This is a genomic window from Hyphococcus sp. D3-15, assembly GCF_055809375.1.
Window position 1 is genome coordinate 2,461,477 of sequence record NZ_CM147910.1, and the last position, 12,158, is coordinate 2,473,634.

A 12,158-nucleotide genomic window follows, 5' to 3' on the forward strand; every position below is an offset into this window, starting at 1 on the left:
CTCCAATGCGCGGGGGGCTATACGCCCGCCAACCCTTTCAGCAAGGCGCCGACCACATAAGCAAGGCCAGCGGCGCCCATTCCGATTACCAGCGTTTCTAGCGCGGAGGCCCACCAGCGTGCGGTCGACCATTTCGATTTCAAGGCGCCGATACCGAAAAACACCATGGCGGTCATGACCACAGCCGTCGCCAGCGCGTTATCGCCAAAGCCGAAAACAAACGGCAGCAATGGCACTGCGCCGCAAATGACAAAGGCCGCGAATGTCGCGGCGCCGGACATGACGGGCGAGCGATCGACTTTCGGCGCGCCATATTCTTCCGCCAGCATGATTTCTATCCATCGCTCGGGATAGGAGCTTACAATCTCCACGGCTTGCTCAAGGTCGTCGCCTGCGAACCCCTTGCCTGCGAATATCTGCCGGATCTCCTCGCGCTCGCCCTCCGGCGCCAGTTTGATATGCCGCAACTCGATCTCGCGGAGGCGCTTATAGTCATCGCGCTCCGCTTTGACGCCGGAATAATTTCCCGCCGCCATGGAGAACCCGTCTGCGATCAAATTGGCGCCGCCTAGTATTAAGATGATTGTCGGCGAGAGCTGCGCGCCGGCGACCCCGGCGACGACCGCAAACGTGGTGACCGCGCCGTCTATGCCGCCCAGCACCCAGTCACGCAAATAGCTGACCTTAGGCCCGTCTTTCAGCCGCTCGGCGATGGCGCCGGGGCTGTGACTGTGCTCGATCTTGTCGGTCGCCATGTTGGGGTCTGTCATGGGCTCATATGGCGTGCGCCGCCGAACCGCGTCAAATACCGCCCGCACCCAGCCCGCATCTTGGCAGCCCCCTGCACGCCGCGTCGTTCGGCGCATTGCGCCGGTCGGTCTGGCGTCGTAAAGCCAAGGACAAACACCCATTTCCACGGGAGAAATCTCACCAATGACCCGTAAATATGACCGCGTGCCGGAACTCAGCCTCAAGGCCTATACGCAGGGCAGCGCCGGCGAAAAGCGTGAATTCGAAGAGGCCCTCTATGAAGGGTTCAAATATTTCGGCTTCATCATCTTGAAAGACCACAATGTCAGCCGGGATCTGCTGCAGCGCGCCTATGACAAGAGCGCAGAGTTTTTCGCCCTGCCCGAGGCCGACAAGACCCCCTATTTCCACAAGGACGGACAGCGCGGCTACACGCCTTTCGGGCGTGAGCATGCGAAGGATTCAAAATATCCGGACTTGAAGGAATTCTGGCATGTGGGCCGCGAGTTCGAGAGCGATTCCCCGCTTGCCGAAATTTACCCGCCGAATGAATGGCCCGCCAAACCGGAAAGTTTCCGCGACACATTCCTGGAGCTTTATGATGCGCTGGAAGAGTCCGGCCTGATCATGCTCGAAGCTTTGGCGCCCTCGCTCGATGTGCCGCGCAATTTTTTCCGCGAGATGGCGACGGACGGCAATTCGATTCTGCGCCTGCTGCATTATCCGCCGGTGCCTGAAGGCGTGGAGCGCGGACCGATCCGCGCGGCGGCGCATGAGGACATCAACCTGATCACCATTCTGGTCGCAGCGAATGGCGCCGGTCTGCAATTGCTTGATCGCGAGGGCAACTGGCTGGCGGTGGACACAGACCGCGATAATCTGATCGTCGATGCGGGCGACATGTTGGCGCGGGTCTGCAATGACGTCATTCCGGCGACAACCCATCGCGTCGTCAATCCGGAAGGCGGCCCGAATGTGTCGCGCTATTCGATCCCGTTCTTCATGCACCCCCATTCAAAAGCCATGCTGTCCTGTCTCGATAGCTGCCGTGGCGATGGCGCGAAATATCCCGACATCACGGCGGACGCATTCTTAAAGCAGCGGCTGAAGGAAATCGGGCTGGCGGGATGAGCCTGACGATACGGCCCGCGACGCCGGCCGACATTCCTCTCATGCAAGCGCTGGAACGAGATGCGGCGCAGGCGTTTCGCGCGGTGGGTTATGATTTCTGCGCCGACGGACCGGTGCGCGACGATGGCGAACATCAACGCGGCTTGCGCGACGGCGTGACCTTGCTCGCGGAAATTGACGGCGCCGCCGCCGGTTTCATCATGCTGTGGCCGGTGGACGGACACGCCCACATCACCGAAGTCTCGGTCGCGGAACAGTTTCAACGGCGCGGCGTCGGCCGGGCGTTGATTACAGCGGGTGAAGACTGGGCGCGCAGCGCCGGTTTCGATGCGGTCAGCCTCACCACCTTTCGCGACATCGCGTGGAACGCGCCTTTTTACCGCGCGCTCGGTTATGAGGATTTCACGCCCGGCGCCGGCGAAACGGAACTCGCTGCCATTCAGACCGAAGAGGCCGCCTCGGGTTACAACGGCATGCCGCGCATCACCATGAAGAAAGCGCTCTAGTTCAAACCTTCACAATGCCAGCAAGTCTCCATCATGCCCGACCCGATCGGGCTGCCCGGCGGCGCATCTGGCGCAGGCGTGACAATCACCGCCGCTGAAGCGGGCCTGTTCAAATGCCGCTCGATGCGGGCGATCAGCCATTCGCGGTGGGCCCGCCCCTGGGTCTGGCCTTCAAGCAGCCCCGGCGCGATGCGCGTGCGCAAGCCCTTGAGATAGAGATCGATGCTCGCCTGCATGCGCGGCGGCGCCATTTCGCCGCCGCCTGAAGAAAGGCCGATAGCGGCGGCTTGCGCTTCGCCGCTGGCGCCGGCCCCGGCGCTGAGGCTGATCAGGGTTGAGATGAACCGCGCCTGTAGCCGCTGGGCGATGGCTTCGCGGGCAGGCGTTTCCTGCGCAGCAAAGATTTTCCGTTCAATCGCCTGCAAGACTTCCGGAAAGGAAAGCCGCGCCGGATCGCGTGCGGAAAACGCCGCAAGCCGCGCCGCCCGGTCGGGATGCAAGAGCGCGCCCATGGTCAGCGACGCCGCCGTATCGGCTGCGGCGACGGTGTCGAACAGCGGACCGGTTTCGCTTGCAAATATCTCAAGCCCGCCGCCGCCGCCAAACCCGCCCATCACCGGCGTCATCTGGTCGACCAACGCCGCCGGCAAGTCGAGCGCATCGGGATCAAGCGTGTCCACCAGCGCCGCGAGCGCCGCTCTTTGGCGTTCATCCGACACGGGCGCGCCCGCTGAAAGCCCATCCCCCTTGGTTTTGTAGGCGAAGTCATAACCGCCGACGAGCTTCGCCGCCGCCGCGACCTGATAGCGATGATACAGATAGACCGGCACGAGAACCTCGCGCAGTTTCGACATGGGCTGTCCGGCGGAAATGGATCGCGCGCCGAAACTTTCCAGCGCGACAGCGCGCACCGCCATGGCATCGCGCAAGCCCGCGACGGCGTCTTCGCCATTGTCCCAGACACTGCCATAAGGATTTGCGGTGGCGACGCTGCGTCCGTCGCCATCGGCCACATAACGCAAGCCCGATGCAAACGCATCTTCGAGAATTTTATCGAGCGCGGCTTTTTCATCCGTGCCCGGCGCGAATTGCGCATAGAGCCAGGTGGCGGCCACTTTGTCCCAGTCGCCAATGCCGACGCCATAGGCCTGACTGAAATCGAGCGAACCGTCGGCGCCTGCCGTCACCAGCGGCGCAGGATAATCCATCACCGATGCGCGATCATTCGATGACGCGGCGAAATTATGTTCAAAGCCCAGGGAATGGCCGACTTCATGCGCGGATAATTGACGAATGCGCGCCAGCGAAAGTTCAACCGGATCGTCCGCGCTTCCCGTTCCGGAATTGGCGGCGCCTGCAAGGCCTTCAAAGATCATCCGGTCCTGGCGCACGCGCTGGCTGCCGAGAATGACGCTGCCCTTGATCATTTCACCGGTGCGCGGATCATAGACCCCGCCGCCATAAGACCAGCCGCGGGTCTGGCGGTGCGTCCATGAAATGACATTGTAGCGGATGTCGCGCGGATGCGCGCCTTCCGGCAAGGGCTCTACGCGGAATGCATCTTCAAATCCGGCGGCGGCGAATGCGTCCGCCCACCAGGAGGCGCCTTCGATCAGCGCGTCGCGGATTTGCGGCGGCGCGCCGGCATCCACATAGAATATGATTGGTTTTTTCACCGGGCCTGATGCGGCGGCGGGGTCGACGCGCTCTAACCGGTAACGCCGCGCAACCGAGTGCATGATCGGCGCGGAAAGTGGCGAAGAAAAATCATAAAACGGGATTTCGATCGCGCCGGAACGCACATCGCCGGGGCGCGGCGTAAAGCCGTCATCGGGAAGCCGGACCAGCGAATGGTGCATGATCATGGTGATGGCGCGGCCATCAGCGGCGGTGGCGCGCACTTCACTGCCGGGGCTGTCGCTGGTCAGCGTCAGATAGGCGTCGAATTCCACATTGTCGGGAAAGGCCATCGCATTCGCCGCGTCCGGAAATGTTCGGTCGGCGGCGACGGTGAAAGTCCCGCCATTTGGGTGGCGCGCAAGCGCCTGCACGACTCCGAGGGAGTCACGCGTTAGAAAACTGGAAATGTCCACAAGGCTTTCGCCTGCGGGACCGGTCGCGGTCACTTCGCCCGACCAGACAAAGGAGCGCGCAAAGGATTCCCGCACCGCTCTTTGTTCGAGCGCATTGTCGGAGCTTGCGCGGTAATTCCAGTTCTCCTGCTCTGCAATTATTTTGTCGCCGACCCGGCGAAAGGCGAGCAGCGAGCCCTCATCAAACAGGCCGCGATCAAGCCCGACAGGGTTGGAGCCAAGACCGGAGGTCAGGCCGCCGCCATAGATCGCGCGCAGTGAAACCCCTTCCTCATTGGCGGGCGGAAACACCGCATAGACCTTGCCGCCTTTTTCATCGGCGAAGAGGGTTAGGAAGCCGTCCTTGCGGGTGAAGTCCTTGACGCTGTCATCAACCCATGCGGATGCCGTCGCGCCGGTCTCCTGGTCTTCCGTTTGTTCATGCGTCGCCGCAGTCGCTGGTGTGGAAGCCTCCGGCGCCTCGCTCTGCCCGCCATCGCGAGCGCAGGCGGCAAAGAAGAAAACGGCGAATAAAACGATCGCGACACGCATGAGACGTCCTTTGCTTGGTACGGGCTTTGTTTAGTACAGGCTGATCACCGGCCGGAAGAGGCTGCAGGATTTTCCAGCCAATTGCAAAATTGAAATTTCACCGCTGCATCAGGCAATTGCCTCTCGCCAGCGCGTCCCTATAGTTAACCGTCAATCCAGCAAAAGAGAGCGTTTCGTGAAGTTTACCGGCACCAGCAATTACGTCGCAACCGAAGATTTGAAAGTCGCGGTCAACGCCGCCGTGACGCTAGAGCGCCCGCTCCTCGTTAAGGGCGAACCCGGCACCGGCAAGACCGTGCTGGCGGTCGAAGTGGCCAAGGCGCTCGGCGCGCCGCTGCTCGAATGGCATATCAAGTCCACGACCAAAGCGCATCAGGGACTTTACGAATATGACGCCGTGGCGCGGTTGCGCGACGGCCAGCTCGGCGAAGAGCGCGCCAAAGACGTCAAGAACTACATCAAGCGCGGCAAGCTCTGGGAAGCCTTTACGGCGCCCGAGCGCCCTGTCCTCCTCATCGACGAGATCGACAAGGCCGATATCGAGTTTCCCAACGACTTGCTGCAGGAACTCGATCGCATGGAGTTCTTTGTCTATGAAACCAATGAAACGGTGAAGGCGGTGCAGCGCCCCATCGTGATCATCACGTCAAACAACGAAAAAGAACTGCCGGACGCATTCCTGCGCCGTTGTTTCTTTCACTACATTAAATTTCCCGACGCCGACACGATGGCGCAAATCGTTGATGTGCATTTCCCCGGCATCAAGAAACGCCTGGTCGCCGATGCGATGAAAATCTTTTACGACATTCGCGAGGTTCCGGGTCTCAAGAAAAAGCCGTCGACTTCTGAATTGCTGGACTGGCTGAAGCTGTTAATGACGGAAGACCTGCCGGAGCAGGTGCTCGCCGAACGCGATCCGCGCAAGGCCATCCCGCCGCTGCATGGCGCGCTTTTGAAGAACGAGCAGGATGTGCATCTGTTCGAGCGGCTGGCGTTTCTGGCCCGGCGCGACGGCGCCTGAATGTAAGAGACGCGACGGCGCCTGAATGAAATCGTGCAGCGGCACCCCTGATGTCTGAGCGGCGCAAAAGTTGAGGCCTATGCGGACCGAAACACATCGCATCTCCGCCAATGGTCTGACCCATTTCGTGCGCGACAGCGGCGGCGCGAAGGCGCCCGTCGCAATTCTTTTGCATGGCTTTCCCGACAGCTCTGCGGTCTGGAGCAAGGTGACGCCGATGCTCGCCGAAGCGGGCTACCGCGTCATCGCGCCGGATTTGCGCGGCTTTGGTGAAACCGACATGGCGCCGCGCGTCGCCGATTACGACATTTTCAACGGCGCCTTCAAAGACGTGCTTGCGATCATGGATGCGCTCAATGTCGATCAGGCGCATATTGTCGGTCATGATTTCGGCGCGCCGGTCGCCTGGGCGCTGGCGGCGCAGCACCCCGAGCGGTTCAAAACATTGTCCGCGCTTTCTGTCGGTCACATGCGCGCTTTTCTGAAAGCCGGATGGAAACAGAAATGGCGCAGCCTCTATATGCTGTTTCATCAATTCAACGGCGTCTGCGAGGCGGCGTACAAGGCAAATGACTGGGCGCTATTGCGCGATCACTGGTCCGCCCATGGCGATATCGAAGAAACGATCCGGCTATTGTCGCGTCCGGGGCGCCTCACGGCCGGTCTCAACTGGTATCGCTCAAACACCTCGCTTGCCCGCATGGTCAGGTTTCCGGCGATGGGCGCCTTTGGCGAGGAGATTGTGCGCATCCCGACGCTCGGCATATGGAGCGACGGCGAGGCCTATCTGACGGAAGCGCAAATGATCAGTTCGGCGGAATTTGTCGACGCGCCCTGGCGCTATGAGCGGATCAACGGGGCGAGCCACTGGATATCCTATGACGCGCCGGGAACGCTCGCAGATCTGCTCATCTCGCACTGGCGAAATCACGGCTGAGCCATCCGCCCTTCCCAGCCTTTCAAAAAATCCCTAAGCTTTGCGGGGCTGTAGTGTGTAGAGGGGATTTTGGGGCATGGAAGCGTTATTCGGCTTGTTGCCGTTCCTGTTGCTGTTGGCGTTCCTGTTTTCGCGGAGCGTCGCCAATAAGCAGCGGCATGCGGAACTGGTCAGCAAATTCACGAAAATCCAGAAAAAGCGCAAAAGCCGGATCATCGCCATTGTGCACCGGCAAGAGCCCATGGGCATGCTTGGCATCCCGATGCTGCGTTATATCGACCTGAATGACGCAGAGGATGTGCTCGAAGCCATCCGCAACACGCCGCCCAACAAGCCGCTGGAATTCATCTTGCACACGCCGGGCGGTCTGGTTCTTCCCGCCGTGCAGATCGCCCGCGCGATCAAGGCCCATCCGGGCAAGAAAACCGTTTTCGTGCCGCATTACGCTATGTCGGGCGGCACGCTGATCGCGCTCGCCGCCGATGAGATCGTGTTGAGCGAGCATGCGGTGCTGGGCCCCATCGACCCGCAGATCGGCGGCCTTCCCGCCGCCTCTGTCGTGCGCGTCGCCAGTGAAAAACCTATTCAGAACACGGATGATTATACGCTTGTGCTCGCCGATGTGGGCGCCATGGCGATCAACCAGCTGCAAAAGATCGCCCGCGAATTGCTGACCGGCACCGTATCGGAAAACGCCGCCATCGCGGTCGCGGAACAGTTATCCTCCGGCCGTTGGACCCATGATTATCCGATCGCTTATGGCGAAGCCCGCGAACTCGGCCTCAATGTCTCCAATGACATGCCGAAAGAAATTATGGAGATGATGGCGCTCTTCCCGGACACCCTGCGCCGCACCAAGAGCGTTAAATATCTCGATGAGCAACCGGCGCAAAACGCCGACGCGGTTTCGAGCCACAAGGTCTCCCTTACGGGCTACCAGCCGCAGCCCGGAGCGCGCAGCTTTAGCTACGGCCCGTGGAATCCGAAAGAACTGCAAGGCCATTCCGCCAGAGAGCAAAAGCGCAAACCGATCTGGCGTCGCGGCGAATAGTCCGCCCCCGTCAAAACATAAATTCCGCATCTTCCGGCACCCGGGAGAAGGCGATTTTCACCCCGAGATAATTGAGTGCGAGGCCGGACTGGCTGGCGAGAGTGATATGGCGTTTTCCACCGCCTGCGGGTGACGGCGCGCCAAGCCGGCTAAATTTTGCATCGGCATCGGCATTGATGGCGTCGATCGCTTTCCAGAGTCCGGCGCGGCGATTATCCATCGCCATGCGGGCCGGCTCGGCGAACAGATCAAGCTGATCAATGGCTGTCTCTCCCGGTTTGGCAAGGCCGTGCAGATAAACAGTGACGCCGCCGAAGCGCGAGGCCAGCCCATCGCGGTTTTGGCGCGTTGCAAACGCCGCCCACATCTCATCAAGGGATTTCAGAAAGACGAAACTGTCCTGGGAATGGGGAAAGCGACAGGCCCTCTCCCATCCGCCTTCGGGGCGCAGGCGCACCGACAGGCTGAGGGTGCTGGCGAACAAGCCATAATGGCGCAAGCGCGACGCCGCCTTCAGCAACAGAGCCCGGGCGACAATGCGCGCCTTGTCCGGCGTTTCATGGTCGCGGGTGAGCACACGGCTGTGGCCAATCATGGATTTCTTTGTGGGCTCTTCCACGGTCTCAAAGCCATGCAGCCCGTACCAGAAGCGCTCGCCCATCACCGAGTTCCAGATCGCGCGCGCCTGTTTCGGCTGCAGGTTCCACAAGGACATGAAGTCATGGACGCCGGCTCTCGCCAGCCGTTTCGCGATGCCGGACCCGACGCCCGGAATGTCCGTAAGCGTCATATCGGCGAGACTATGCGGCAGGTCGCTGGCGCAGAGCACCGTCAGGCCATCCGGCTTTATGCGCTCCGCAGCGAGCTTCGCCAGAAGCCTGCTCGGCGCGAGGCCGATAGACGCGCGCAGGGCCGGGCCGATATTTTCCGCAATCCCCGCCTTGACCCGCCGCGCGGTTTCCACCGCCCGCGCCGGGTCGCGTTCGGAGCGCGACAGCCGGAACGCCGCCTCATCAACCGAATAGACCTTATCCAGCGGAAGGTGGCGCTCGATCTCTTTCATCAGTTGCCGGTGCACAACCACATAGCGATCGTGACGCGCCGGCATGACAGCGATGCCGGGGCATAATTGCCGCGCCTCGCGCACCATTGTCCCGCGCCGGATCCCATAGGCGCGCGCCTCATAGCTCACCGCAATTGCGCCGGTATATTCCGAGGCGAGCGGAGTGACGATCACTGGCCGCCCCTTAAGCTCCGGGTGGTCGTGCTGCTCGACGCTGGCGAAATAGGCGTTGAAATCGATGAACAAATAGGCGAGCGGCCGCTCGCCGTCAGGCGAAACGGCCGGGCCAGTCGTGCTATCCGGATTGGTGGCGCTCATGAGAACAAATGTAGAACATTTATTCTCGCCTGTCCATCGGCGGCAGCGCGAAGCGGCGATTCTATGCCGTCCTAGGTGTCCCGCTTATTAACTCAGTGGCGGATGCCGTAAGAACCACTATTTGTGGCAGATCATAAAACGAGGTGATTTATGGCGACTGTTAAACTGGACATTAGAGCTGGCGAATGGGGTCCACTTCATGCCCGGATAATATTAGACTCCTACTCTTCTGATGCGGGCGGAATGCCGTACCTCACCAGTGACTGCGTATCGTTCGGAGAGCTGGACGACCAGATTTCCCTTCTTATTTCCGAGTTGAATAAGTTGAGGGAAGCTGGGCGGCGCAGATTTCAGAAGAGCGAAAATTCAAAGTAGGGACACTACCAACGCCTACATCAAGCCGCGCGCCGCGATTTCAATCCGCGACGATGCGCCATAAAGCGTCGAGGCGCGCCCCTCCGTCGACCCCGCCGTAAGGCCGTCAAACGCCGTAAGCGCCAGCTCGAGTTGCTCATGGGCCAGGCTGATCGCGTCGGTCTCGTTCATGTCGTCCGTGTCGATGCCGGCGAGAATGTCCCGTGAGGCGACCAGAAACCCATAGGCGTCCTGATATTCATGGGCGTTGGAAATAGAGCCGTCATCTTCGACGCCGATATCGAACTCATCCGCCGCCGTCCGCACCAGACGCGAAATCGCGAGCAATTGCTCTGACACGTCGGCCTTTGGAGTATGGGCCGCGATGGCTTCAACAACCGCGCTATAGGCGTCGTCCACATCGCCATCCGCATTCGCCGCCGCGGCGAGCGCATTCAATTCCTCAGCAAAGCCGGTTTGGCCGCGCGCGGAAAAGGCCGGCACCAGCGCCGCGTAAAGCTCGCTTTCGGGATGTTTCACATGCATCAGCGCCATCGGGCGCGATCCATTTTGATAGAGTTCATAGAACGCGATCAGATGCCCGCGCACTTCGCCCAGAAGCTTGATATAGGCGACATCCTCTGTCGCCGGGTCGCCGACCGATGCTGCGCCTTCGCTTTCACCCTGGGCGGCGGTCGATACGTCGCCCTCGCCTTCAGACTCGGCCTCGCCGGAAATCGCAGAAAGGTCCGCTTCGCCTTCCGCGTTCTCTCCTTCGCCGCCGCAGCCGGAAAGCGCCATAGCGCTCACCGCCGCCAGAGTTGAAAGGCCAGTCATTAGTTTTACGCGACGCGTCATCTTGCTCCTCCAGTGGATTTGCGAGCATGATAATCAATTGCAATTAAGATGCAAATGATTCTTAACTGGAGGCGGGATGCTCCTGCATATCGACAAGGTTCTGACGGCTGACGACTGCCGGGCTATCCTCGAGGCGACGGCCGATCCGGCGCTCTGGCGAGACGGCAAGGCGACCGCCAAGGGCGAAGCCCGGTCGGTGAAGGAAAACCAGCAGGCCGACCCATCTGCGCCGCCGGTCAAAGGCGCGCTCGCCAAGATCGAGGCCGCCCTCACCGCCCATCCGGTGTTCTCCGCGGCGGCCCAGCCCGAAGCCTTCGCCAGAATGGCGCTCAACCGCTATGAAGGCGGCATGGCTTACGGCGATCATGTGGATGCGCCTTATATCAACAACATCCGAACCGATCTGTCTTTCACGCTGTTTCTGTCGAGCCCTGAAGACTATCAGGGCGGCGCCCTGGTGATCGACAATGCGGGTCATGAAGACGCGATCCGGGGACCGCTGGGCAGTCTGGTGCTCTATCCTTCTTCATCCGTGCACCGGGTCGAGGCCGTCACCGCCGGCGCGCGCGTCGCATGCTTCGGCTGGGTCAAGAGCCGCATTCGCTCAAGCGAACACCGCGCCCTGCTGTTCGAACTGGAATCCTCCCTTGCGGATCTCAAACAGGCAGGCGCGCCGCTTGCGGTCTATAACCGGCTGATGAATGTGCGAAACAATCTGCTGCGCAGCTTCGGCGATTAAATCGGTGACGAATGTCGATTTCGCCGCCGCCGCCCCGTCAATGTCCTGTCAACGCCACAACGGGCGAATAAAATCAGGAGAACCAAAATGAAAATCATGCTCCTGGCGAATGAAACGCCAGACGATTTTGCATATCGCGAAAACAAAGCGGACCGCGAACCCTATATGGGCGAGTGGATGGCATATAGCGAGGCATTGCGGAATGCGGGCGCGTATCTCAGCGCTGCCGCGCTCGAGGAACCTTCGACGGCCACCGTCGTGTCCGTGCGCGACGGCAAACGCAAGGTTGAAGACGGCCCCTTCCCCGATACGAAAGAACAACTCGGCGGATTTTTCGTCATAGACGCGCCAGATATCGGCGCAGCAGCGCAATGGGCGATGAAATGTCCGGCGGCGAAAAACGGATTTGTCGATGTTCGCGTGATCCCCGATTACGCTGAAAGCGAATAGGAGGGAATGAACATGAAGTATCTTTTCCTGCTCTATGACAATGAAGATGCGTGGGCGGCGATGGACGAAGAGAAGCGGAACGCAATCTTCGGCTCCTATGTCGCTTATTCCGATGCTCTGCGCCAAGCCGGCGCGCATATCGCCGGTGATCCATTGGAGCATTCAAATACCGGAAAACGCATACGCCGGACTTCCGTTGAAGATGGTCCTTTTACGGACGGCAAAGAAACGCTTGGCGGATATTTTCTTGTTGATGTCGCCAATCTTGACGAGGCCCTGGACTGGGCGGCGCGATGCCCTTGCGCCAGCATAGGGCATGTTGAAGTGCGGCCCGTCTGGAATGTCGGCGCATAAGC

Annotated in this window: 12 protein-coding genes; 8 read left to right on the forward strand and 4 right to left on the reverse strand. The window is 60.6% G+C overall.

Features of this window, described 5'->3' with window-relative positions; translation table 11 throughout:
- Positions 1-17: 17 nt before the first annotated feature.
- Positions 18-770, reverse strand: a complete 753-nt coding sequence (locus tag AC0L8G_RS12170; RefSeq protein ID WP_473384458.1) for a VIT1/CCC1 transporter family protein — start codon at positions 768-770, stop codon at positions 18-20.
- A gap of 163 nt (positions 771-933) precedes the next feature.
- On the opposite strand from AC0L8G_RS12170, the gene AC0L8G_RS12175 reads away from it, so the two are divergent.
- Both AC0L8G_RS12175 and AC0L8G_RS12180 read left to right on the forward strand, forming a co-directional pair.
- The gene (locus tag AC0L8G_RS12175) at positions 934-1,881 is read left to right on the forward strand and encodes an isopenicillin N synthase family dioxygenase (protein WP_473384459.1); all 948 of its coding nucleotides are present in this window, start codon (positions 934-936) and stop codon (positions 1,879-1,881) included.
- On the forward strand, positions 1,878-2,387 hold the full coding sequence (locus tag AC0L8G_RS12180) for a GNAT family N-acetyltransferase (protein WP_473384460.1): 510 nt from the start codon (positions 1,878-1,880) through the stop codon (positions 2,385-2,387). Before AC0L8G_RS12175 ends, AC0L8G_RS12180 begins: the two co-directional genes overlap by 4 nt.
- On the opposite strand, the gene AC0L8G_RS12185 is transcribed toward AC0L8G_RS12180, so the two are convergent.
- Positions 2,384-5,011 carry a zinc-dependent metalloprotease gene (locus AC0L8G_RS12185; RefSeq protein ID WP_473384461.1) on the reverse strand — a complete coding sequence of 876 codons (2,628 nt, stop codon included), beginning with the start codon at positions 5,009-5,011 and terminating at the stop codon, positions 2,384-2,386. The genes AC0L8G_RS12180 and AC0L8G_RS12185 overlap by 4 nt on opposite strands.
- Before the next feature lie 175 nt (positions 5,012-5,186).
- On the opposite strand from AC0L8G_RS12185, the gene AC0L8G_RS12190 reads away from it, so the two are divergent.
- The 3 genes from AC0L8G_RS12190 to AC0L8G_RS12200 all read left to right on the forward strand — a co-directional run bounded on the left by AC0L8G_RS12190 (position 5,187) and on the right by AC0L8G_RS12200 (position 8,020).
- Complete coding sequence (locus AC0L8G_RS12190; protein ID WP_473384462.1) at positions 5,187-6,032, forward strand: AAA family ATPase; 846 nt, start codon at positions 5,187-5,189, stop codon at positions 6,030-6,032.
- 79 nt (positions 6,033-6,111) lie between these two features.
- Positions 6,112-6,969, forward strand: a complete 858-nt coding sequence (locus tag AC0L8G_RS12195; RefSeq protein ID WP_473384463.1) for an alpha/beta fold hydrolase — start codon at positions 6,112-6,114, stop codon at positions 6,967-6,969.
- A gap of 76 nt (positions 6,970-7,045) precedes the next feature.
- Positions 7,046-8,020, forward strand: coding sequence for an SDH family Clp fold serine proteinase (locus AC0L8G_RS12200; protein WP_473384464.1), 975 nt, complete (start codon positions 7,046-7,048; stop codon positions 8,018-8,020).
- A 10-nt stretch (positions 8,021-8,030) separates the two neighbouring features.
- Here AC0L8G_RS12200 and AC0L8G_RS12205 read toward each other — a convergent pair whose 3' ends face one another.
- Together AC0L8G_RS12205 and AC0L8G_RS12210 are read right to left on the reverse strand one after the other, a co-directional pair.
- On the reverse strand, positions 8,031-9,401 hold the full coding sequence (locus AC0L8G_RS12205; RefSeq protein WP_473384465.1) for a Y-family DNA polymerase: 1,371 nt from the start codon (positions 9,399-9,401) through the stop codon (positions 8,031-8,033).
- A gap of 390 nt (positions 9,402-9,791) precedes the next feature.
- On the reverse strand, positions 9,792-10,613 hold the full coding sequence (locus AC0L8G_RS12210) for a hypothetical protein (protein ID WP_473384466.1): 822 nt from the start codon (positions 10,611-10,613) through the stop codon (positions 9,792-9,794).
- 76 nt (positions 10,614-10,689) lie between these two features.
- Between AC0L8G_RS12210 and AC0L8G_RS12215 the strand changes: the two genes are divergently transcribed.
- The 3 genes from AC0L8G_RS12215 to AC0L8G_RS12225 all read left to right on the forward strand — a co-directional run bounded on the left by AC0L8G_RS12215 (position 10,690) and on the right by AC0L8G_RS12225 (position 12,156).
- The gene (locus tag AC0L8G_RS12215; RefSeq protein WP_473384467.1) at positions 10,690-11,352 is read left to right on the forward strand and encodes a Fe2+-dependent dioxygenase; all 663 of its coding nucleotides are present in this window, start codon (positions 10,690-10,692) and stop codon (positions 11,350-11,352) included.
- 87 nt (positions 11,353-11,439) lie between these two features.
- On the forward strand, positions 11,440-11,802 hold the full coding sequence (locus tag AC0L8G_RS12220; protein ID WP_473384468.1) for a YciI family protein: 363 nt from the start codon (positions 11,440-11,442) through the stop codon (positions 11,800-11,802).
- Positions 11,803-11,814: 12 nt separating this feature from the next.
- Positions 11,815-12,156, forward strand: a complete 342-nt coding sequence (locus AC0L8G_RS12225; protein ID WP_473384469.1) for a YciI family protein — start codon at positions 11,815-11,817, stop codon at positions 12,154-12,156.
- Positions 12,157-12,158 lie beyond the last annotated feature (2 nt).